We start from the raw sequence: 23,031 nt of genomic DNA on the forward strand, positions 1-23,031 counted from the left end.
GTAAGGGCAGGCTGTTCCTTACGAATGGCGAAGCCCGATGAGATACGTCTGCAGGACGAGCCTTATGCTCTCGTCAACCGCAATCGGCATGCCGAAGCCGCCCTTCTGTTCGATGGAAGCGAAGCCGTGCAGATAGCTGCGGAATCCCCTGACGATGTGAATCGACTTCTCGCGGTCCAGATCGTAATAGCTTAACGTTTGTACAAGCAAATCGACGAGCAACGCTGAAGCGGCTGCGTACTCGGCATCCCCGTCATCCGGCGAGCGAAGCGTCAATTCGTACAAGCCCGGATGCGCTCTGGCGAATGCCATATAAGCGGCCGCAATCGCGTGCATCGCATCATCGCCCGTCTTATCCTGAAGGGAATCGGTCACGGCGGCCGTCAGCTTCTTCAGCCCGTAAATCGCGAGCTGAACGCGCAGACCGCCCAGTCCGTTCACATGGTTATATAAGGAAGGAGAGCGGACGCCCAGCTTCTGCGCCAGCGATGCGAGCGTCACCTCCTCGACGCCCGAAGCATCGGCGATTTGTGCGGCCGCCTCCACGATGGTCGGCATATCCAGTCCTTTTCTAGGTGACATTTCGATTATTCTCCTCCCTCATCTTAGAATGAAGTGACCGCTCTGCCGCGGCAATGGCCCGTTCAATGGCCCGAAGCGGCTGCTGCATCAGGTTGCCGTGACCGACCGCAAGCAGCGTCGGTTTCAAATCTCTCAGCCTGAGCGCCGTCTTCAGACTCGTCTCTTTATCCCACGTCGCCATCGCCGGAAATGGAAACAGCAGCTTCGTTTGTCCGGAAACCGCAATGCCGGCGCGGGTTTGAAACGCATCGCCGGCGATCAGGCTGTCGTTTCTCGTATCGAGAAAGGCCATGGAGCCGGGCGTATGCCCCGGAGCGGCTACCGCCAGAAGGGAGCCGATCCGGTCTCCGTCTTGCAGCAGCACATCCGGCTTCGTCCGGATGGCATTCTCCTTCGGCACGCCGCCGCGAATCGGCGAATCCGACTCTCCGGCATCGAGCGACCGGTCTCCGTTCAGCAGGCGGGCATCCCTGCCCGATATGAATACCTGCACCGAAGGATGCTGCTGCTTCAAGCTGTCCAAAGCGCCGATATGATCGCCGTGAGCATGGGTCAATACGATGCGCGTGATCGGTTTTCCGATTTGCTCCGCGGCTTGCAGGATCGCTTTGGCATTATTCGGCAGCGCGGCGTCCACCAGCGTCAAATCGTCCTTTTCCTCCACCAAATAACAATTAACCGGAAATACCTTTGGCAAATAAGTCAGCTGTACTACCGTCTTCTCACGAACAAATCTCATTCTAATCGGCCTCCTTGGCAGGTGTAAAATGTAACCTATTTTATTTGTCGTTTTAACTAATATCGTTAGTTTCACTATAAACTAATACCATTAGTTTTTCAAGCCCTTTATATAATCTTTTTTGCTGCGGGGTGGAACAACGCTCCCATTCGCCCTGGTTTCCGAAACCCGGCGCTGCGCTGCTGATCTGCACGCCGCTTATCGATCTCGCCTTGGCGGCCGCGACGGTATACGATTTGCGCGGAGGCGCTGAAGCGACCGCTGCCCACAGCATAGCCGCCGTCTATATCGGCGTCTCCGTCGCGTTCGGCCATCGGATGATCAAGTGGGCGGATGCGCGGTTCGCCTTCCGCTTCGCAGGCGGCCCCGCCCCTGCCGGCAAGCCGAAGCACGGCCGGGAGCATGCGCGTTACGAAAGATCGGGCTGGCTGCTCCATCTACTCGCTTGGGCGATAGGCTCGGCTATTTTATACGGCATGATGGTTATGGTTGGCGATGAGACGCGAACGGAAGCCTTGTTCCAGACGCTCCGTCTCTGGATGATCGTGCTTGGCGTCGATTTCCTCATCAGCTTCAGCTATACGCTGAAGCCGTGCAAGGAAAAAGCAGGCTCCTGACAACCGGGAACCTGCTTTTGTCTATTAATGGATAGGTTGTCGGCGAACCCCGGTAAGCTGATCCTCGTCCTAATCAGGACAGGCGGGTATATACGCAGGAATCGTGACATTCACCGAAGTCCCGATTCCCCGCTTGCTCACGATACTGACGCCGTATTCCGCACCGTAATGAAGCTTGATCCGGCCGTCCACGTTGCGTATGCCGTAACCCACGTTAAGGCTCTCCGCAGGGTCGAACAGCTGGAGGACGGTTTCCGGATGAATACCGATTCCGTCGTCGATGACCCGGAAGGCGACCATTTCGCCTTCCAGCTTGCCGACGATGCGAATATTGATATGATCGCCATACCAGGCATGCTCCAGCGCATTCTCGACAAACGGCTGCAGAATAAGCTTGACCGTCGTAAATTTTAAAATATCCGGATCAATATCGAACAGAACCTGCAAGCCCTCTCCGAACTTTGTCCGCTGAATATTGATATAGGCGCCAACCTGCTCCAGCTCGTTTTTAATCGGAATGACCGTTCTCCCCTCATTCAGGGACAGCCGGTAAAACTTCGCCAAATCGAGCACCATGCGCTGCAGCTTGTCCACTTCCCCGAACTTGGCCAACCGGCTGATGGACGAGAGCGTATTATACAGAAAATGCGGGTTAATCTGCGCTTGCAGCGATTCGAGCTCGGCTTCTTTTTTCTTAATATTCGTCTCGTAAACTTCATGAATTAACTCATCGATATTCCGGCCCATTTCGTTTAAAGCGACGGATATGCGCGTAAATTCGTCCTTTCCTTTGAACTGAATGCTTTTCTGAAAGTCGCCCTCCTGGAAAGAATCCAAGACGCGCACGATCTTCGAAACCTTCCGCGAATAAAACCGGGAAATAAACAAGCCCGCTAGCGCAAAGACGATGCAGCAGGCTATGCTGATGAAGAACGTCCACAGCCTTACCTTCCTAGTCGCCTGCTCCATCATATCGGTCGGAACAAGAGCAACCAGATGCCACCCCAGCTGCGGAATTTCTTCATCGATCACCCAATGACCGTCGAGCTTCTCTTCGCTTAACGCTTCGCCAAGCTTATAGTCGGTCTCTCCCGAGGAGAACATAATATTGCGGTTCTCATCCGTTGCGAAGATTTTGGTCCCCTTGCCGATTTTCTCGGAATCGACGCTTTCCAGCAAATCCGTCAGCCGCACGCTGATCCGGACGAAGCCGATTTCCTCAAGCAGGATCGGATTATTCGTATCTACCAGCCGTCTCAGCAGGGAAATATGGCCGAACTTCGCATCCCCCTCCACCTGCTTCCACTGCAGCGTCGTTCCGTACCGCTCCTTCGGGTAGTTCTTGTACCAGGAAGCATCCTTTAACCTTGTAATATGATATAAGTCGAATAACGGCCCCTCCGCCTTCAGTGGATCATTGTTCATGTAATTATGATAAATCTCCGGCAGCGATTCGTTATGCAAATAGACGACAAGCCGCATTTTGTTGTTAGCCGCTTCGATGGTCGTTTGTATTTTCGGGATCAGCTGCTTCGTCGTCGCTTCATAGCTGACCCAGCCCTCCTCATAATGACGCAGATAAGAGGCGAGGTTGTTATCAAAATAAAGCATGCCGGAAATACGGGACATATCCTTCAGCTTATAACCGATATTATCCTTCATTTGCTCCAGCGTGCCTTGATTGATTTCGCGTGTCCGCTCTTGAATCGAGTCGGTAAAAATGATATTCGCGGTGTAGCCGACAAGCAGCACCGGAATAATAATAAATAGACTGTAGGTAATCATCAGCTTGATGCCGAACGGAATGTAGCGGTGCTCGTTGTTGCCGGCCGTTCTCTTCGTTGTCATGATCGTCTATACTCCAATGGCGTCATGCCGTAGGTTTCTTTGAATTGTCTGCTGAAATAGGGCAAGTGGCGGTAACCGACCTGATCGGCGATCTCGTATATTTTCAAATTCGTCGTTTTAAGCAGCTCGCATGAACGCTCCATCCTCATTTGAATGAAGTAGTCGCTGAAATTTTTGCCGGTTTCTTCTTTGAAGATGTGCCCAAGATAGTTCGGTGATAACGAGAACTGCTCGGCCAAATCGCGCAGCGTTATGCTCTCATGCGTGCGTTCCTTCATATATTCAATTAATTGCTTGATAAGCTTCCAGTTTTTTTTGTGTCTATTTGCTTGCAGCGTCTCGGATATTTCATATACGCGGCGTCTCAGCCATTGATGGATATCGCCGATCGTTTCGAACTGCATAATAACATCGTATTTTCCAAGATCCATTCCTAGCAATTGGAATACGTTCTCATTCGTCCGCTGCAAATAATGGTCAAGCTTCATTAAAATATTCAGCGCGTAATTCCGAAGCGTAAATTTCGATTTCAGGCTTTTGGCCACCTGGAACAGATCGTCCAGCTCATCATGGATGCGGACCAGCTCATAGTTCGACATCGCGGCAAACAGCGCTTCGAGCTTCGCGTCCAGGTTTTTGACATCTTCCTTCTCCGCTGGCCTCGCTTCCCCGTAATCGATGATTTTTCCTTTGCCGTGGAACATTTTCAAATCAAGCGCCTCCAGCGCTTTCCGGTAGGAATCCGCCATCCCCGCGAGCGTATCGCTTGGCTCCCCAACGCCGCCGGTTATGGTAAATCCGCTCTCGGCATTGATCCTTCGTACAAGTTGCTCCAGCAAAGAACGTCCTTCTTCGAGCTCCAGAATAACCGCCAGCTGCGCTTTGCTTATTTTACAAAGATGCTTCGCGCCCAGTTCTCCGCAGACGTTAACCACCCGCTCTAGCTCATCCCGATTCCGATGCCTTTCTTCCTCCGGATTCCATGTCCTATCATCGACTTCGAGAACGGCGACGAAGCCCGGATAGCGGAATCGGTTCATCCCATACTCCTTGTTCAATGTTTCCATCGTCTTGCCGGTACCCAGTCCTTCAAGGAGTTGAAGCATATATTCATTCTTAACGATCGGAACCATCTGACCGAATACATCCTGCCTAACCTGCTCCTGATCCAGGTCCTGACGCACCTTGGTCAACGTATCGATCAGCTCCTGATCATCCATCGGCTTCAATACGTAATTGACCGCATTTAACGAGAGCGCCTGCTTGGCGTAGCTGAAATCCTGATAGCCGCTGATGAATATGATCTTCATATCCTTCCGCTTCTCAAGAGCGCGCTTCGCCAGCTCCAGCCCCGACATATGCGGCATCCGCACATCCGTTACAAGAATATCTATTTTCTCGGTTTCCAGCACCTTCAACGCATCGAAACCGTTCATGACGCCGTCCACGACCTCCATGCCGAGGTCAGCCCAAGGAATGAAGGTGCGCATGCCGTCCAGATCCAGCTTCTCGTCATCTGCGAGCAGCACTTTGTACATGTCATCTCAGCTCCATTTACGAGAATTGCGCGACTACCCTACTACCCGTCAACCTATATAAGTTGGGCTAAAGATACAAAAGCGAGGAGCGGGGAGAGCCAATCGTTCCGGAGAAACGAAGTGTCGCTTTTTGCAGTCCAAATGGTTACCCTCTTCCCCTCTAAAAACGAAAAAATCCGGGTACGCTAAGATCATTAGCATACCCGACCTTTTATGAAAATGATATAGTCTATTGCGCGTTCATTTTTGCCAAATTTTCCTGCCATTTCTTCGTCTTGAAGGCAAGGAGCTTGTCGTAGCCCGAGGCTTGGGCATCCTTCTCCGCTTGGTCCAGGATTGTCAGCACTTCCTCATCGCTCTTCGCGAACAAGGCTTTGGCTCTCACTTCCACGTACAGATCCTCAATACGCTGGCGGATAATGCCTTCCTCGGTTTCCGGCTGCGGATCGATGTTGATGAATTCGGTAGCGTTCGATTGCGTCTTCCACGTAATTTCGCGCTGGTAACGGGTTGCCCAGTTTTGCTGCTCTACAGGCAATGTCTCTTCAAACTTGGCTTTCGTCTGGTCAACGAATACCGTATTGCCGACCCAGTTCAGGTTCGTCGTCGTTGCTTGAAGCTTGGCAAGCTCGCTTGCTTCAGATGTGTATTTCTCCGTGAAAACCGGCGTCTCGCCGTCTGCTTCCACGCCATCCCAGTAAATGCCGGGAGGGCCCCACATCAATGCGCTTTGTCCTTCCGGACCGGTCAGCCAATCATAGAAAGCGAAGATCGCTTCCGGATTTTCAGCCGATTTCGTAATAACGGTGACGTTCCACCCCAGCATGCCGTACGTGCCCGGGAATACTTTGTTTTTATCGATGCCTTCTTTGTGAATCGGCCAGATCATGAAATAACCCGCTTCCGGATCGTTCTTCGTCAGTTCCGCATGAGCCTGCATCGCGATTTCCGTCGGACTGGCCGCCGCGAATACCGCAACGCGGCCGGTCATCACCTTCTCGGTGATTTGGTCCATCGTCTGCGTCATCGCGTCCTGCGTAATCAATTTCTCGCGGAACAATTTCGCCTGGTACTGCGCGGTCTCGCGGAATGCCGGATCAAGGAAGATCGAAGTCAGCTTATCTCCGCTCGGAACGGCGCGCATGCCCGGATACTTCTGATCGTTTTCTTTGAATGCGGAGTACAATACGTCAAGGCCTTGTCCGTCTTTGGCCAAATGCGGCTCATACGGAATTACGTTCGGGTAGTTCTCTTTCACAAGCTTCAAGTAGTTATACAGATCGTCCGTCGTTTCCAGCTTAGGCGAACCAAGCTCGGCGTAAATCTTTTTGTTTACGACATAGCCGGCGTTGCCGTTCGGCTGTTTCGTGTACCAGTTAGGGAACTGGTACAGCTTGCCGTCTTCCGAGCGAAGCATGTTAATGCCTTCCTCGCCCAGCCATTTTTTCAAATTCGGATATTTATCGAGGTAGTCGTCGAACGGCACAAGCAGGTCCGCGCTGCGCAGCTTCTCTACATCAACCCGCTCCAGCCAGATGGCATCGGGCAGATCGCCCGTAGCGATCATCGTGTTCAGCTTCTGGGGAGCCGCGCCGCCGGAATGAATCGGCTTGACGTTTACTTTCTTCGTATCTCTGATCCACGTGCTAGTAATATCGCCGCCCCATTCAGGCATGGTGTACCAGTCATAGTGGCCGTAGAGGGTGAACTCCAACTGCTCCTTGCCTAGCTCGAACACGGCATCCTTACTGCCGCTGTTCGTTGCTTCGACGTTATTGCCGGCGGCCGTTTCCCCGTTTCCGGAATTTCCTCCGTTGCCGCTGCATCCAGCCATTAATGAAACAGCTATAAATGCGGATAAGATTGGGACTAGCAATTTGCTCTTTGCTTTCATCTGTTTACAATCCCCTTTCAAGCTGTTTTTCAAATCTGACAAGCTTGTATGTTCAAAGCTTTCGCTCTAAACCTCATTTCCTATACCGCCATCTACTCTTTCAAGGAACCGACAAGAACGCCTTTGACAAAATACTTCTGCACGAACGGGTATACCATAATGATCGGAATCGTCGCAACCATCATCGTCGCCATAGAGAGCGACTTGCTGGTGACCGTTCTCATCTTGGCCATCTGGCCTTGCGCCGCCGAATCCAGCTGCGACATCTGGTCGGACACGATGTTCGAATTCAAGATTTGCTTCAGCATCGTCTGGATAGGAAGCAGCTTTTCATTCGTAATATAGATACTCGGACCAAACCAGTCATTCCAATGAAAAACGGCCGTAAATAGCGATAAAGTAGCGATAACCGGACCCGACAGCGGAATGACGATGCGGAAGAAAATGCCCCAGTTGCCGCTTCCGTCTATCTTCGCCGATTCCTCGAGACCTGCCGGCAAGCCTTTGAAGAACGTCCGGAATATAATCATGTTCCAGACGCTGACGAGCGACGGAATAATAAATACCCAGAACGTATTCATCAGATGCAGTTCACGGATCAATAAGAAGGTTGGGATGAGTCCGCCGCTGAAATACATCGTGATAATGCACAAAATCATATAAAACTTGCGGCCGATCAGCTCGTTCTTCGATATGCCGTAGGCGAGAATCGCCGTTACGAATATCGAGGCGACCGTACCGGCAACCGTCCTTCCGATCGAGACGAGGAACGCGCCGACAAGACGGTCATCCTTAAATACGATGCCGTAGTTTTCTAATGTCCAGTCGCGCGGCCAGAAGGTTACCCCTCCCATCGATGTGTCGATCCCGCTGTTGAATGAAATGACAAGCGCATTCCAGAAGGGATAAAAGGTCATGAAAGCCAATAATAGGAGCAACGTATAGATCGTGACCATCATCACGCGATCTCCATAGCTGAGCCGAATCACTGCATCATCCGCCTTTCCTGGCTAATTGTGTCGTTTACCATAAGCTGCTGCCTGCTCTGCGGGCCAGGTAATTCGCCATCGTTAACAGCCCGACGCTAATGACCGCCTTGAAAAGCCCTACCGCAGTGGCGTATGAATATCTGGAGCTCTGAATGCCGACCCGGTACACATAGGTATCGATGACGTCGGACACGTCCCGGAGCACCGGATTGACGGCCAGAAGGAGAATATCTTCAAAGCCTGCGTTAAGCAAATTGCCGATGGCCAGAATCATAAAGATGAGAACGACCGGCATGATCGACGGCAGGGTGATCAAGAAAATTTGTTTGAATTTGCTTGCTCCGTCCATCGATGCTGCTTCATACATGCTTGGATCGATGCTTGCGATCGCCGCCAAGTAAACGATGGAGCCAAAGCCGATTTCCTTCCATACGCCGGTCGAAACCAGGATGGACCAGAACAATTCCGGGAGCGAGAGAAAATTAATCGGTTCATCTATAAAGTTCATTTTCTCCAGTAAAATGTTTACGCTGCCATTATCGGTCGAAAGCATCGACATGATCAGGCCGGCCACGATAACCCATGACATGAAATGCGGCAGGTAGCTGACCGTCTGCACGATTCGTTTGAACATCATGTTCTTGACTTCGTTCAGCATTAACGCGAGCAGAATCGGCGCCGGGAAGCCTATGAAAAATTTCAATAGACTGATCACGATCGTATTGCGCATGACCTCATAAAACTCAGGGGAGTTAAAAAACATCTCAAAGTGCTTAAGTCCCACCCACGGGCTCGCCGTAAAGCCTTTGAAAATGCTGTAATCCTGAAACGCCATAAGCACGCCGTACATCGGAATGTAACTGAATACGATAATTAAAAGCAACGCGGGCAGAACCATTAACTGAATGTCCAGCTGCTTCACGAATCGTATAAACACATTCCTTTTTTTCGGTTTTAACATCAGCTCAGTATTAACGGAAAGCTGCGCCACTCTCAATCCCCCTTGCTCTTGTTGTTCTTTCTTGTATTCTATCGCTATGACTCTCTCACGAATAGTTAGCTGATCAACTAAAAATGATACTTTTCAATCATTACGCAAGCAGAAACGCCTGTCGCGTCCTTGTCAGAGGACGCAAACCGTTTCGAGGAGAATTCTAAGCGCATATAAGTGTAAAACTTATCATTTCTTAGAATTTGGACGAACCGTGAATCCGGCCTTTGGCGGCGATCCCTTTCGTTGAAATTGCAGCAAAAAAAAGCAGATCAAGAATCCCTTGATCTGCACTTTCCCGGCTTATTTCGCGTTGTGTCTGCCATAGCTGGCGGCAAAACGCATCATTTTGTCATAGGCCCGGCGGTTAAGCCGCTTGAGCGGATGAAACTGAGGATGATTCGAGTTCACCTCCAGTACCCACAGCCGCTGCCGCCGGTCAAAGGCGAAATCGATGCCCATTTCATGCATGCCCGATTGCCTGCCGCTCAGTGCCCTCGAAATGCGCAGCGCGGTCTGCGTCAGCTTCCGGACCCTGCCCTTTGTCCGGGAAGGAGACCATCGCCGCAGTCTGCCCAGCTTCTCCATCGCATAAACGGTGCCGCCTTGATAATAGTTGGTTACAATTCTGCCGCGCGCCCCCGCCTTGACGATTAAACCCGTGCATACCCATGAGCCTCGCGGCTTCCGCTGAACCATCGCCCTTATATCATAGGACCGGCCGTTCACCTTGTCTAATGATATCCCTCTCTGAATAATAAGCCGGCCTGTTTTCGCCTTTCTAAGGCGGTTATAGACGGAGGTGAGCGAACGGAAACGGCGGCGCAGCTGCTTTTTTCGGACGATCTCATACAGATCATAGCCCGCTTTTGTCCGCCTCAGCTTATAAACGCCAATCCCCCTCGAACCGACATCCGGCTTCACATATAGCATCCCGTAACGCTTGATCATCCGCTCCAGGTTCGCTCTGCTGAACGAGGCGGTATACGGCACATGACGTTTCAGCCTCTTATTTGCAGATAAGTACCTGCATACCTTCAGCTTGCCTCTTATTTTGCGGCTTGCATATCGCTTCTTGAACAAGGCCTCCCATCACCGGCCTTTATCCAATCGATTGCCTTGCGGATTTTTGAATCTATCAAAAAAACACCTCCACGAAAGTATATTGATATTTTACGGTAAAAGCTCTCCGGCGGATTGGACTAGTGATCCGGTTCGGACGGATTTGATCAAATTGTATCTGCTTGGAAGCGCAGGCCATACTGTACATGCTTATGAAGGCTCATAGACAAAAAAATATGCCATATTTGTTTGTTCTGCTGTCTCTGGCCTATTTCACCGTCGTCTTTATTCCGTTCGCCGCCTTAAACCGGGATGATTATCCGAATCTTTTCCTGTTTCTGTCCGCCGCCTATATGCTCGACCGGATGATGGATGTGGGGGCTTTAGTCACACCCGGAACAGTAAAGGACCCTCCTTATCAAAGGAGAGTCCCTGATTTTGCTCCGAAGTCTCGGGGCTAACGGTTTAACGGACGTCAGAGGCGTTATCCTCCCAAAATAAAGCATTTGAAAAAAGCTAACGGACATGAGAAGCCTTATGGGGCCGATTTTTGCCATATTCCCTTTGATTTATTGGAAATAACGTCCCTCACGTCCGTTAGATTTCGATATCCGTGGTTTTCATTGAATTAGTGTCTCTCATGTCCGTTACAGTTTGGTTTGCAGACCGAATGGTTACCTTAACAAGGTTAACAATTTAAACCGTATAGCTGCAACAGCGATCGTAAGAATGATTTGCTCATCGCAGCGATATCAGATCAGATAGTAACGATTCGTTGTACAGCTTCATTATAAATAAAGCAAACGATAAATAGCTTGGGCTGCTTCAGCCCGTGTCGTGAATGCCGCCGGGACAAACAAATTGTCCTTGCGGCCTTTTATTAATCCCGCATCGAAGGCGGAGCTGATTGGCGCTGCCGCCCATTCCGCGATGAGAGCGGAATCCGCGAACGGCACAGCCTCTACGGAGGTTGGCGCCGTTCCTGTCTTCAACGCGTAGGCGTTCATCAGCATAACCGCCATTTCCTGGCGCGTGATCAAGGCGTCCGGAGCAAAGCTCGACCCGCTGCGCCCTTTCGTGATACCCGCCTCATACGCGGCGGATACCGCACCGGCATACCAGGCATCCTCGGCCACATCGCCAAACGGATGCTCCGCCTTGCCTTCCAGCTTCAGCGCTCTTGCAAGCAGCGCGGCAAACTCTGCCCGGCTAATCGAGCGTTCAGGCTCGAAGGCTGCAGCCGATGCCCCTTGCACGATTTGCTTGGCCGCGAGCTCGGCAATAACGGCATAAGCCCAATGCCCTTCGGCAACATCCTCATACTTCTTCGTCAGCTCCAGCGCCGCATACGTGCTGAAGTGATCGATTCGGGCTATTAGCTCGCCGTTCGCCCATTCTCCGCCGACATAATCGAGACTGCCGTCTACCGCGATATAATAGATGCCTGCATGCCGCGAATGTTCGGCGGAGCTGGTTTGCAGCCGGATGGTAACGGGCTTGTTGAATTGCGATAACGGCGTTTCTTTACCCGCTGCATCCTTAATGGACAAATGAAATCCATAGGCCTGACCCGTCAATTTAATATGCGTATGCCCTTCATCGGCTGCGCTCTTCGCAAGAAGCTGCTCCACCTCGGATGACGTCACCGGCTGAATCTTCAACGTGATCGTGCTGTTGCCGGCGTCAGGCAGCATGCCCTCCAGCTCTTGAAACAGCTCGGACGGGATTTCGACCGACAGCTTATCCGTACTGAATATCACCGGCGCTTGCTTCAACAATTCATATAGCCCGGCAGGCAGACTCACTTCCGTTGTCCCGGCAGGCAGCTTAACCGTTCTTGTCCCGTCCCCGTTTCGAGTCAATTGACCGGTCGACACGGTCACTTTATCCGGGCTGGGCGTATTGCCCGGCGTTGAAGCCGGCGGATTATGAACCGGCGGTTCCTCTATCGAAGGCTCCTCTTCAACGAGTACAAGCTCGAAATCGTCAAAATTCCCCCACACATCGCCAGGCGCCTCAACGTCGAACCCGACCGTCACTTGTCCGTTGGTAACCTTGATGCCGCTTACCGTATACTGCTTCCACGCATTCCACCCTGTATTCACAGCATCGGCGCTAAGCCTGTCTCCGCCAAAATCTTCGGCGAACAACTGCAGCCGCGCTTCGCCGCCGCCGCCGGATGCCCAGGCCTTCAGCTCATAGGTTCCGTTTGGAAGACCCGTAATCGTCTGTGTAAGCTTATAGGCATACGCTGAACCATTCCAATAGTTGAAAACATGTCCGCCGGAATGGGCGTTAGCGGCACTCGCATCAACTTTTCCTGCAGCGGCGCCCGAAATCGTCCAATTCGTCAAGCTTTCGCTCTCAAAGCCCGGATTCCGGACAAGATTCGGTTTGTCCAATACCGTAATCTTCACGGCCGCCTTCTGGCTGATCCCGGCAACGGTACCGCTAACGGTGAAGCTGCCCGGCGTATTCAGCTGATCCTCGGAAACCGGATCCCACGCGACCTCGGCAGGCTCAATCGTGCCTTCATTGTAGAGCACATTCGTCCGGGCCGGCAGCACAGCCGTCTCGCCCAAGGCAATCGTTATATCCGGCGAGGCGTATACCAGAATCGGAGATACATCCGGAATGCTGCCCGGCACGTATTGAAAGGCGTCCAATGATTCAAGCGCATTGCCGTCGAAATCAAACATCGCCTGATTTTCCCAGCCGTTTCCTTCACCTGATGTCCAGCCGACGCTGGCAAGCCATGCCGGCTCCCAGTAGAACGCGCCGAGGCCCAATCCGCCGTCGACATGCGCGATCGTGTTGAAGACCGTCTCCGTCACCAGCTTCTGATTGGCAGCCGAAGCCGGAAACCCTGCGATCTTGATTTGGTCTTCGCCGGCGATGTTGCCAAGCTCGTCATCATTTTCCAAGGTGTAAGGATAAGCCGTCTCGGCGACGACGATTTGCTTGTCATAGCGTGCTGCCATGTCGTTCATATTCGTCTTCAGTTGCTGAAACGTTCCATGCCAGTAAGGGTAGTAGGACATTCCGATCACATCGTAATCGATCTCCTCCTCCTTGACCTGATCGAAGAAGCTGCGGAACTTCTCATTATCGCCGCCCTCCGCCAGGTGGAGCATAATTTTCGTCTTATGATCCTCCGGCGTCGTATCTCGAACCGCCTTCACGCCCTCCTTCAGCAGCTGCGCCAATTGGTCGAAGTTGCCGATTGAGCCTTCAGGCAGCAGAATGCCGCTGTTAATCTCATTCCCGATCTGCACCATGTCCGGATAAGCGTTAACCGCTTTCAAGCCGTTCATCACTTCTTCCGTGTAGCCGAATACCGCCGTTTTCAAATCGGCAAAGTCCAGCGCCTGCCAAGCTGCGGGCTTCACCTGCTTGCCGGGATCCGCCCAGAAGTCGGAATAGTGAAAATCGACGAGCAGCTTCATGCCTGCGGCTTTCACCCGAACCGCCATCGCAATCAAATCTTCCTTGTCGTTGAAGCCGTCCGCCTTTACCGGGTTATTCCATAAGCGCAAGCGGACATAATTGACGCCATGCTCCTTCAGGATCGCAAGAAGGTCCTTCTCCTGCCCGTCGACGTAGTATTTCTTGCTCCCTTCGGCTTCAATCGCCTGCAGAGTCGAAATATCCACCCCTTTAATGAACTCGTCCGGGTCGGACAGCTTCGCCGCCGATGCCTGCCCGCTTGCGCCGGCAGCCAGCATCGTTGTAAGCGCTAACACAAATGACAAAAAGAAGGCTAAAGCTTTACATGTCCATGCTTTCATTCGTTAACTCCTCCTCGTTTCGTTATGAAGCAAAGCTCGGCTTCTTGAGCCAAGCTTTACGGGTATTGATCCTATTGTAGTAGACAAACCTCATGTCCCGACATCGAGATAAGCAACTAAATCTAATACCATTTCTACGATTAACCATAATGGTTAAGGAATAACGAGCTGAAGACGCCGCTTCGCAGCGATGTCTTCAGCTCATGATTATTTCAAGGCCGTCAAAGCCGGCAGCTTGCGCCCGTCAAAGTCAAATAACGTTAAGTTCGACCAATTGTTCGGGTGTCCGACCGACCATTGCTCCTTCGATGGAATCCAAGCCGGCTCCCACCAGTAGAAGCCGACGCCGCGGTCGCCTGCCGATTTCCTAATAACGGCCATCAGGTCAAGCAAATAATCGGCTTGCCCTTCGGCGGTCGCCGGGAATCCGGCATGGAGCTGATCCTCCCGTTCAACGATAAATGACCTGCCTTCCGGCTTGTCTAACGTCCACGGGTATGCGGTCTCGACTACGTTAATATCTTTGCCGAACCTGCCGGCGAGCTCCTGCAGATTGCCGCTCAGGTCCTCCAGGCTGCCATGCCACCAAGGGTAGTAGGAGAGCCCGATTGTGTCGTATTCTACGCCAAACTCGGCGAATTTCTCGAAGAACCTCACGCTTGCCGGAAGATCCCCGCCGCGGTCGATATGAATCATGATATTCATCGTCGGCTCAACGGAACGCGCGGCAACGATGCCCGATTTCACCAGCGTCGTAAACTTCGCCCACTGTTCATCCGTATCAAATTCACCGTCAACCCGGCCGTCATTCCACAGCATGCCGGGCGTAATCTCGTTGCCGATCTGCACCATGTCCGGCAGCGCCCCGTGCTCCTTCAATTCCGACAAAACAAAATACGTATAATTAAATACCTGATCATTTAATATTTCAATGCTGGAATGCTCCCAAGCCTTCGGCTTCCACTGATTAGCGGGATCGGCCCACTTATCGGAATAGTGAAAGTCGAGCAGAAAATGCATATCCAGCTCCTTGATCCGTTTCGCCATCGGCAGCGTTCGCTCCAGGTTGCAGAAGCCGCCCTCCGGTTCGTTCCAAATGCGCAGCCGAACGGCATTTACGCCATTATTTTTCATAATCTGCAGCGCGTCGGCCGTTTGGCCGTCCTCCTCGTACTTCCCGCCGCTTACTTCGATTTCATCCAAAAAAGACATGTCCATCCCTTTGATAAAAATCCCCATAACGATCAGCAGCTCCTCAAAAGAAAAGGAGGAGACTGCTGTCACCTCCTTTTCCGTTTATTTATTTGCTTGCAAGAATAGCATCGATTTGCGTTTGCAGCTCCTGTTGAAGCTTGTCGATTCCGGCAGCCTTCAGCTGTTTGATCAGATCGGCCTGGCCCTTCTCGATGTCTTTGATTAAGCCGTATTCAAGCGGAATCGCGTAACGAAGCATGACATTGCCTACGTTAGCTACTTCGTTCTTCACGTTTGCATCGTTGAAAACAAAGGTTTCAAGCTCGAAGTTGTATACTTTCGCCTGCCAAGCTTCAGCAATCGCATCCGCTTCGGCCGGGTAAGAAGCGTCCTTGCGGTTCAGCGGCGAATTCGCGCCCCAGTTGGAGAAGCCCGTGTAGTTAGGCGTGCCCGCAGTCGCGTTGAATTTATCGTCGCCAACCGCTTCAAAATGAGTGCCTGCAACGCCGTACATGAACAGATCATGGATTTCTCTATCGTTTTGCAGGAGATCGATAACCATCAGGGCGCGTTCCGCTTTTTTGGAAGGCGCGTGAATCGCAAAGCCGTTTTGCGTCGAAATCGCGGCAATTTTCTTTTTGTCCGGCGTAAGGTCCGCGATCGCAAGCTCAATCCCCGGCTGCTCTCTGCGCAATTCGGCCAAATTCATCGCGACCGTACCCAGGGTATGCGCATAGGAAGCCGTTTTGCCCGCTTTCATATCCTGCCATACGTCATTTTTGTTGCTTACTACGTTTTTGGACCAGGCATTGTTGTCGGCAAGGTCTTTGTAGTAGGCAAGCAATTGCTTGAATTCAGGAGTATCGTACACATTGAACACTTTACCGCTTTCGTCATCCAGCTTATAAGCAAGCGGCATGCTGTAGTCTACAAGATTCCATTCGTTCTGCTGCTCAAGAAGAATCTGATCCAGCTCATGCCATTTCCAGCCGTCCGCTGCCTTGGCGTTATAAGCGTTGATGCCTTTTTCGTTAGCCGCAACCGTTTTTACATAGTTCGCGAAAGTCTCCGGGCTGTTCACGGGATCCAAATTGTATTTCTTGCGCAGATCGTCGCGGATGAGCACCGCTTTGTCCGTTACTTCGGGATTATTGTTCGGAACCATGTACTGCTTGCCGTTTACTTTCGATTGCTCCCAGGCAACTTTAGGCATCGATTCCCATGTCAATGGCATGTTCTTCGAAAGCATTTCATCCGTCAGCTCCAGGAAGCCCCCCTTCAGCGCCTGATCGTTATAGAACGCCCAGTTCGCCGTGTAAGCAATGTCAAAGTCTTCGCTTGCCGCGAATTTCAACGGATATTTCTGCGTCCAGTCCGCCCAATCCAGAAACTCGGCTACAACCGTAGCGTTAACCTTTTCCTTCAGCTTCTTATTCAGCTCGCCGAACACCGCATCGTAATCGATCGGCTTGCCGCCGACCAACAGCATTTTAATGACAAGCTCTTCGGAAGTGCCTGCATTTCCGTCCGTAGTTCCAGGCTCTGTCGCTCCGTTAGACGGCGTGTTGCCGGCTTTGTTGTTATTCTCTGCGTTTTTGTTGCTGCCGCAAGCGCTAAGAACCGTTGTCAATACGAGCACCAAAGCGAATAATAGCATGAATGTTTTCTTGTTCTGCATGACCGGTATTTCCCCCTAGAAAATAATTTTTATATGATAACCAGGTATCCCTGTGGTCATCCTTTCACCGAGCCTATCGTCAAGCCTTGTACGAAATAGCGTTGAATGAACGGATAAGCAAGCAAGATCGGGCCGGTAGCCACAATCGTCATGGCCATCTTGAGGCTTTCCGTCGGAATATTCATCGTTACGACGGCGCCGGAGCTGACCATCGCCCTGCGCATGCCGTCCATATTGCCGAGCATTTTGTACAAATAATACTGAAGCGGCATCAAATTCTCGTTGCTGATGAACAATAGCGCGTTATACCAATCGTTCCAATATCCCAAAGCGATGAACAAGCCGATCGTAGCAAGCGCCGGCTTGGACAGCGGCATAATGAGCTGGATGAAAATCCGGAAATCTCCTGCGCCGTCGATTTTTGCCGATTCGGTTATCGCTTCGGGAATGCTGCTCATAAACGATTTCATCACGATAATATAGAACACGTTCAGCAGCATCGGCAGAATCAGAACAAGCAATTTATCTTTCAGATCCAAATAATTGATAATCATGAGATACCAGGGCACAAGACCGCCGCTGAACAGCGTAGTGAAGAAGAAGAAGAACGAAAATTTGTTCCGCCATTTGAAGTCCTTGCGCTGCAGCACATAGGCTGTCATCGCCGTAAGAAACAGACCGGCAACCGTGCCTAGGACGGTAACCGAGATCGTTACGCCGTAAGCCGTGAGCATTTGTCCCGGGTATTTAAACAGCAGCTCGTAAGCATCCAGCGAGAAGGCTGCCGGGAACAGCTGAAAGCCTTCCTCGACGATCTTGGATTCCTCCGTGAACGAGGAGGAGATTATCATAAGAAACGGAATGATACATAAAATCGCCAGCAGCGAGATGGATACATAGCCGAGAATCGAGAGCAGCAATCGGTCGTATTGTTTTTTGCCGGCTCCCTTCGGCCCGCTTCCCGTATTCCCTTTTGTCGTTATTGTCGCGCTCATCGTCATCCCTCCGTTTAGAACAAAGCGTGATCTTTGTCATATTTACGTACCGCATAGTTGGCCAGCAAGATCGTCGCAAAACCAAGAACGGATTGATAGAAGCCGGCTGCCGCCGATAATCCGATTTCATTCGATGTCGTTAGCGACCGGAAGACAAAGGTGTCTATAACATCGGTCGAGGAGAATAATAAGCCGTTATTTCCGACCATGTTGTAGAACATGCCGAAGTCGCCTCTAAAGATGTTTCCGATGGCGAGCAGCACCAGAATAATAACCGTCGGATACAGGTTCGGAATCGTAATGTGCAGGATCCGCTGAAAAATATTCGCTCCGTCGATCTCCGCCGCCTCATACATTTCCGTATCGATGCCGGTAATGGCCGCCAGATACATGACCGAGCCGTAGCCCAGCGCTTTCCAAGCCGATACGAGGACTAGAATGAACGGCCAGTAAGACGGCGTGTTGTAAACGTCGACCGGTTCGAGACCGACTGCCGTAAGAATCGAATTCAAGGTGCCGACATCGTAATTGAACAGGTTATAGGCGATCGCGCCGACGACGACCCAAGATATAAAGTAGGGCAGAAACATGACCGTCTGCGTTAATTTACGGAACCATTTGCCCACCGCTTCGAACAATAAAATCGCTGCTCCGATTTGAAGCGCATTATTGACGATAATGAACGCGATATTATAAAGCGCGGTATTCCTCGTCACCATCCATGCATTGCCCGATTCGAAGAAAAACCGGAAGTTGTCCCATCCGTTCCATGGACTCCCGAATATGCCGCCGTTGTAATTAAACTGCTTAAAAGCAAGCACGATCCCGGCCATTGGCACATAAGCGAACAGTAGAAAAAACAATACCGCAGGCGCCAGCATTAGCAGCAATGTCTTGTACTTTCGTACGTCGCCCAAAAATCCGCGTCGGTTCATCCGTACTCTCCTCCCGTAATCTCTCTCGTATGTATTTCTATTATAACGAGCGGACGGGCGGAGCAAAATGAAGGCAATCAACTAAAAATAGTACATAAACTACGATTTGTTCGCAGCGGGTTTATATCTGGGGAAATAGGTAAATAAGCCCGAATCCAAGTAGATTCACGGGCTTATTTTTATAGCGCTTGCTATATTTTATGCTTTTTCCGATATTCGCCTGGCGTCATGCCTGTGGACTGCTTAAACTGCCGGTTGAAGTAAATGATGTTCTTATAGCCAACGCGCTCGGCAATTTCATAAATCTTCAGCGTAGGGTCGGCAAGCAATTGGCAGACGCGGTTCATCCGTCTTTCGTTCAGAAAATCGCTGAACAACGTGCCCGTCTCCTCTTTGAATAAAAGCCCGAGATAGTTCGGCGTGAAATCGAAGCTTGCCGCTACCTCCTTCAGCGTCACCCGATGCTCCAGCCGCTCATCGACGTATTTTATAATTTCCTCGACGAGCTTCCGTTTCTGCCGCTGCTTCTTGACGTACATCAGCTCCGACAATTCAAAAAACCTTCTTCTGAGCCAAGAGAGGATATCATCCATCGTCTCGAATTGAAACAGCACGGCCGGCTGATGCGATTCCCACTTCAGCAGCTCGTACAAATTCTCGTTCTGCTGCAGGAGATCGGCATGCAGCTTGGACGTAATCCGGATGATCAGGTCATAAATATCTTTCTTCTGCGATACCGAACCATTCCGGCTAAACAGCGCAAGCAGGCAGTCGTCGATCGTTACCAAATCATACGCCAGAATCGCTTTCAGCATCTGCTCGAGAATTTCTTCGATGACGGGAGCAAGCTCGGATTTCGGCGACTTCTTGGAGCCGTCCTTAATCAAGCGGTTTTTCCCGAGCAGCCACTTGGCGCTCAGAGCGGCCTGCGCCTGCCGGTAGGATTCATGCAGCAAGCCCATCTCGTTCGTAAACATGCCGATTCCGATCGTAATCGTCACCGGGAACGATTCGCGAACCGCGCGGATGAGCTCCTCGAGCAATGAACTGAAACGCTCGTCCGTGACCCCAGCAAGCAGAACGAAGCGGGCGTCATGGCCAATAATCAAATGACCGATGTTATTTTCCCGCGAGAAGGCTTCGATGAATTGCGCGATATGATTTACACACGTCCGCCTGTCGTCATCCGCAATCTTCCATTCCAGGTCATCCGCCTCAATGATCGCAACGGAAGTTCCGAACTGCAGCAGCGGCGCCAGAAATTCGCTAATATGCTGCTGCTGGGCAAGTCCCTGTTCCGGCTCATTGAACCATCGCAGCAGCAGCTCCTGATTTATGAGCGATAAGGCTTCCGCAACGCTGCGATGCTGCTCCCTCTCCTTCTCCACCTTCTCGCGCAAGGAGCCCAGCATGCCGTACAGCTCCGTATCGTCTACCGGCTTTAGCAGGTAGCCGGCAGCATTGATCTGCAGCGCCTCCTTGGCATAGCCGAAATCCTCGTGTCCGCTTATAAAAACGATTTGCACCTGCGGATTCAATTCCTTGGCCTTTCGCGCAAACTCCATTCCCGACATGATCGGCATGCGGATATCGGATAGAATGATATCGACCTTCTCCGACTCTATAATTTTCAATGCGTTGAAACCGGTATTGGCCGTCCCGACCACATTCAAATCCAGATCGCTGCTTACGACTCTTCGCCGGAGCCATTCGAGATCAACCGCCTCATCATCTACCAACAATATATTCATTCCCTAGTGTGTCTCCCCTCATGCCGCGCGTTCATATTCGTTCATCCTCGTCGAAGCTTTCGCCGTCGCCGGCTTCCGCCGGCAGGCAGATTCGCACCGTTGTTCCTCCGCCGTAGATACTCCCGATCTGAATGCCGAACTCGTCTCCGTACCTTAGCTTAATGCGTTCGTCCACGTTCTTCAGGCCATAGCCGCCGGCTTGACCCGGACCGTTGAGCAATTGCTTCACTTCATTCGGCCTCATGCCGATCCCGTTATCGATTACCTTTAATTCAATCCGATCCCCGATGCGCCTGCCCGTAATCCGGATCGCAATCTCCTCACCGAACCACGCATGCTTAAAAATATTTTCCACGAAAGGCTGTAATATCAGTTTTATAATCCGGCAATTTTTCAAATCTGGCTCAATGTGAAAATAAACGGCGAACTTGTCCGCGTATTTCATGCGCTGAATGTCCAAATACGTTTCGATTTGCTCCAGCTCTTTCCCCAGCGGAATAAATACGTATCCCTGGTTAAGGGAAAGCCTGTAAAATTTGGCCAGCCCGCTGACCATCCCTGTCACCTTACGCGTCTCGCCCAGGTTGGCCAAGCTGCTGATGGCGGAAAGGGTATTATATAGAAAGTGGGGATTGATTTGCGCCTGCAGCGCCTCCAGCTCCGCCTGCTTCTTCTGAATCCCCTGGACGTAGACGCTTCTGATCAGCTCTTGAATGTTAGCCGCCATAATGTTAAAGGCTTCAGCGATATGGACAAATTCATCATTGCCGCTGAAGCGCAGCCTCTTCTGAAGGCTTCCCTCCTGGAAGGAGCGCAGAAAAGTTACAATCCGCTTCATCTTGCGCCCTGACAGCCTGGCGACGATAAATCCGATGACAGCCATGACCAGGAAGCTGATCAAGCATACCGTGAAGATGACGGATCCCAATCGACTCGCGTCTTTGGCCAGATAGGAATAAGGAACTAGCGTCTCGATGACAAATCCCGTTTCGGGAATTTTCTCTCTCAGGGTCAGATACGTATCCGTATTAACCGGCCCGCTCGTCTCCCCGCGCTGATACAGACTAGTGCCTGACGTTTCGTCTTGAAGGCGAAGAACGACGCCTTCCTCGACAGGGAACGTATTGAAATCGCCGAGCAGATCATTCAGCCTCGTCGTAATCCGAACGTACCCGATCACGGTTTTATAGTCGTTGAACGATACCAGTCTCCGTATATGCGATATATTATCCAGCGGCCGGTCCGTATCGACCTGCAGCCACCTATTATCCCGGCCAAGTGACTTAAACCATTCCGTATTCGATATCTCGGCAATCGGGAGCACATAATAATCGCTGTCCGTTATTTCTTCCGTCATGTTGTCGCCAAGAATGTAGTTGATATCCTCATTTGTCGTATACACGATTAACCGGATGTCATTGCCGTACAGCTGCAGCGGCGCTTGCATTTGCGGAACGATCTCATCGAGCATCGTCAAATAATTTTCGAGCGAATCGCCCTTCTTCTGAAGCGCCCGCTGGAAAGCCTGGCTGCCGAAGAAGGAATCGGACATCCGCTGGATCTCATCCAGCTGGTATTTCAAATTATTGCGCGTCTGCTCCATTGCCGTCCGAATATTGGTCTCCGCCATTTCCGTCCTGGACTGGATCAGCATCGTATAAGAAATATAGCCGATAAAAACATCGGTTAACAAAACCAGGATGAGGTAGGGAATCATCATCTTGTAGGTAAACGGCATAAACATCCTGCTGCGGTTCTGCTTATTCATTGGCTCCCCCTGAAGTATCGCTCTTGTAATAGGTCAAATGATATACGATCTTGGACGAGAAATAAATAGCGGCCTGAAGTCGCATTGCAAAAAAACGGCAGACCCGAACATGGTTTTCATGTTCAAGTCTGCCGCTTCGGTTAAGAGGCTGCTATTCGGAAACTACAGAACTCTGCGGGCTTTCACATAATGCTTCTTCCAGAACCCTGTAGTTAGGCTCTTGATCTGAATGCCGTCTACAGAAGGCGTGTTGTGAATAAACTTACCGCCGCCCATATAAATACCTACGTGATTAATATTGCCGTTGTTTCTGCCTATCGTATCGAAGAAGACAAGATCGCCTTTGCGAAGATTGCTTTTGCTCACGCCATAACCTTGAGACTTCTGATTTCCCCATTTCAGATCGACGCCTACTTTAGCGAAAATAAATTCAGTAAAGGAAGAGCAGTCAAAGATGAGACGCTTTTTATCTCTTGTGCCCCAATCGTAGCTTACGCGGCCTTGATAGCTCTTGGCAAGACTAATGACTCTATCGGCTTTCGAACTTGCCGCTTCTACTGTCGCGGTCGGCGGGGCTTGTACCATTGTATAGGCGGTAAAGCCCGTAGTTGCGCACATCGTCAGGATAACGGCTTTCGTGAATAGCGGTTTGAATTTCATCT

At 51.2% G+C, this 23,031-nt stretch carries 18 protein-coding genes; 2 read left to right on the forward strand and 16 right to left on the reverse strand.

The features are described from left to right. Positions 1-18 precede the first annotated feature (18 nt). Positions 19-582 carry a TetR/AcrR family transcriptional regulator gene (locus tag H581_RS0128615; RefSeq protein ID WP_029192259.1) on the reverse strand — a complete coding sequence of 188 codons (564 nt, stop codon included), beginning with the start codon at positions 580-582 and terminating at the stop codon, positions 19-21. Beyond that, complete coding sequence (locus tag H581_RS35665; protein WP_036720456.1) at positions 572-1,321, reverse strand: MBL fold metallo-hydrolase; 750 nt, start codon at positions 1,319-1,321, stop codon at positions 572-574. Before H581_RS35665 ends, H581_RS0128615 begins: the two co-directional genes overlap by 11 nt. A gap of 131 nt (positions 1,322-1,452) precedes the next feature. Between H581_RS35665 and H581_RS35670 the strand changes: the two genes are divergently transcribed. Next, positions 1,453-1,938, forward strand: coding sequence for a hypothetical protein (locus tag H581_RS35670; protein WP_156889710.1), 486 nt, complete (start codon positions 1,453-1,455; stop codon positions 1,936-1,938). 69 nt (positions 1,939-2,007) lie between these two features. Here H581_RS35670 and H581_RS0128630 read toward each other — a convergent pair whose 3' ends face one another. The 6 genes from H581_RS0128630 to H581_RS0128655 form a co-directional block, all read right to left on the reverse strand. Further along, on the reverse strand, positions 2,008-3,786 hold the full coding sequence (locus H581_RS0128630; protein WP_036720458.1) for a sensor histidine kinase: 1,779 nt from the start codon (positions 3,784-3,786) through the stop codon (positions 2,008-2,010). Then, entirely contained in the window at positions 3,783-5,324 is a 1,542-nt protein-coding gene (locus tag H581_RS0128635) for a response regulator (RefSeq protein WP_029192261.1), read from the reverse strand. The genes H581_RS0128630 and H581_RS0128635 overlap by 4 nt, the downstream gene beginning before the upstream one ends. Positions 5,325-5,553: 229 nt before the next feature. Next, complete coding sequence (locus H581_RS0128640; RefSeq protein WP_029192262.1) at positions 5,554-7,218, reverse strand: extracellular solute-binding protein; 1,665 nt, start codon at positions 7,216-7,218, stop codon at positions 5,554-5,556. Between the two features lie 92 nt (positions 7,219-7,310). Further along, complete coding sequence (locus H581_RS0128645; RefSeq protein ID WP_029192263.1) at positions 7,311-8,207, reverse strand: carbohydrate ABC transporter permease; 897 nt, start codon at positions 8,205-8,207, stop codon at positions 7,311-7,313. Between the two features lie 34 nt (positions 8,208-8,241). Beyond that, a complete protein-coding gene (locus H581_RS0128650; RefSeq protein ID WP_029192264.1) occupies positions 8,242-9,198 on the reverse strand; it encodes an ABC transporter permease in 957 nt (318 codons plus the stop codon). Between the two features lie 303 nt (positions 9,199-9,501). Further along, positions 9,502-10,281, reverse strand: coding sequence for a YheC/YheD family protein (locus H581_RS0128655; RefSeq protein ID WP_029192265.1), 780 nt, complete (start codon positions 10,279-10,281; stop codon positions 9,502-9,504). 185 nt (positions 10,282-10,466) lie between these two features. Between H581_RS0128655 and H581_RS0128660 the strand changes: the two genes are divergently transcribed. Then, positions 10,467-10,721, forward strand: coding sequence for a hypothetical protein (locus H581_RS0128660; RefSeq protein WP_029192266.1), 255 nt, complete (start codon positions 10,467-10,469; stop codon positions 10,719-10,721). 327 nt (positions 10,722-11,048) lie between these two features. On the opposite strand, the gene H581_RS36745 is transcribed toward H581_RS0128660, so the two are convergent. From H581_RS36745 to H581_RS0128700, 8 genes are all read right to left on the reverse strand, one after another. Continuing rightward, positions 11,049-14,048 (reverse strand): glycosyl hydrolase 53 family protein, encoded by a 3,000-nt coding sequence (locus H581_RS36745; protein WP_051251438.1) that lies wholly within the window; start codon positions 14,046-14,048, stop codon positions 11,049-11,051. A 207-nt stretch (positions 14,049-14,255) separates the two neighbouring features. Then, positions 14,256-15,287, reverse strand: a complete 1,032-nt coding sequence (locus H581_RS0128670; protein ID WP_029192267.1) for a glycoside hydrolase family 53 protein — start codon at positions 15,285-15,287, stop codon at positions 14,256-14,258. Between the two features lie 61 nt (positions 15,288-15,348). Next, positions 15,349-16,920, reverse strand: a complete 1,572-nt coding sequence (locus H581_RS0128675; protein ID WP_029192268.1) for a DUF3502 domain-containing protein — start codon at positions 16,918-16,920, stop codon at positions 15,349-15,351. A gap of 56 nt (positions 16,921-16,976) precedes the next feature. Further along, complete coding sequence (locus H581_RS0128680; RefSeq protein ID WP_029192269.1) at positions 16,977-17,915, reverse strand: carbohydrate ABC transporter permease; 939 nt, start codon at positions 17,913-17,915, stop codon at positions 16,977-16,979. A 14-nt stretch (positions 17,916-17,929) separates the two neighbouring features. Continuing rightward, on the reverse strand, positions 17,930-18,850 hold the full coding sequence (locus tag H581_RS0128685; protein WP_029192270.1) for an ABC transporter permease: 921 nt from the start codon (positions 18,848-18,850) through the stop codon (positions 17,930-17,932). 191 nt (positions 18,851-19,041) lie between these two features. After that, positions 19,042-20,601 (reverse strand): response regulator, encoded by a 1,560-nt coding sequence (locus H581_RS0128690; protein WP_029192271.1) that lies wholly within the window; start codon positions 20,599-20,601, stop codon positions 19,042-19,044. Positions 20,602-20,632: 31 nt separating this feature from the next. Further along, the gene (locus H581_RS0128695; protein WP_029192272.1) at positions 20,633-22,369 is read right to left on the reverse strand and encodes a sensor histidine kinase; all 1,737 of its coding nucleotides are present in this window, start codon (positions 22,367-22,369) and stop codon (positions 20,633-20,635) included. Between the two features lie 162 nt (positions 22,370-22,531). Next, on the reverse strand, positions 22,532-23,029 hold the full coding sequence (locus tag H581_RS0128700) for a C40 family peptidase (RefSeq protein WP_029192273.1): 498 nt from the start codon (positions 23,027-23,029) through the stop codon (positions 22,532-22,534). Between the last annotated feature and the right edge of the window lie 2 nt (positions 23,030-23,031).

It is taken from the genome of Paenibacillus harenae DSM 16969 (genome assembly GCF_000422465.1).
Taxonomy (GTDB): Bacteria; Bacillota; Bacilli; order Paenibacillales; family Paenibacillaceae; genus Pristimantibacillus; species Pristimantibacillus harenae.

Coding starts and splice junctions, on each gene's coding strand:
- H581_RS0128635 (WP_029192261.1), bottom strand. CDS start 5,324: ATGTACAAAGTGCTGCTCGCAGATGACGAGAAGCTGGATCTGGACGGC.
- H581_RS0128660 (WP_029192266.1), top strand. CDS start 10,467: ATGCTTATGAAGGCTCATAGACAAAAAAATATGCCATATTTGTTTGTT.
- H581_RS0128630 (WP_036720458.1), bottom strand. CDS start 3,786: ATGACAACGAAGAGAACGGCCGGCAACAACGAGCACCGCTACATTCCG.
- H581_RS0128680 (WP_029192269.1), bottom strand. CDS start 17,915: ATGAGCGCGACAATAACGACAAAAGGGAATACGGGAAGCGGGCCGAAG.
- H581_RS0128700 (WP_029192273.1), bottom strand. CDS start 23,029: ATGAAATTCAAACCGCTATTCACGAAAGCCGTTATCCTGACGATGTGC.
- H581_RS0128615 (WP_029192259.1), bottom strand. CDS start 582: ATGTCACCTAGAAAAGGACTGGATATGCCGACCATCGTGGAGGCGGCC.
- H581_RS0128675 (WP_029192268.1), bottom strand. CDS start 16,920: ATGCAGAACAAGAAAACATTCATGCTATTATTCGCTTTGGTGCTCGTA.
- H581_RS36745 (WP_051251438.1), bottom strand. CDS start 14,048: ATGAAAGCATGGACATGTAAAGCTTTAGCCTTCTTTTTGTCATTTGTG.
- H581_RS0128640 (WP_029192262.1), bottom strand. CDS start 7,218: ATGAAAGCAAAGAGCAAATTGCTAGTCCCAATCTTATCCGCATTTATA.
- H581_RS0128695 (WP_029192272.1), bottom strand. CDS start 22,369: ATGAATAAGCAGAACCGCAGCAGGATGTTTATGCCGTTTACCTACAAG.
- H581_RS0128685 (WP_029192270.1), bottom strand. CDS start 18,850: ATGAACCGACGCGGATTTTTGGGCGACGTACGAAAGTACAAGACATTG.
- H581_RS35665 (WP_036720456.1), bottom strand. CDS start 1,321: ATGAGATTTGTTCGTGAGAAGACGGTAGTACAGCTGACTTATTTGCCA.
- H581_RS0128690 (WP_029192271.1), bottom strand. CDS start 20,601: ATGAATATATTGTTGGTAGATGATGAGGCGGTTGATCTCGAATGGCTC.
- H581_RS0128670 (WP_029192267.1), bottom strand. CDS start 15,287: ATGGGGATTTTTATCAAAGGGATGGACATGTCTTTTTTGGATGAAATC.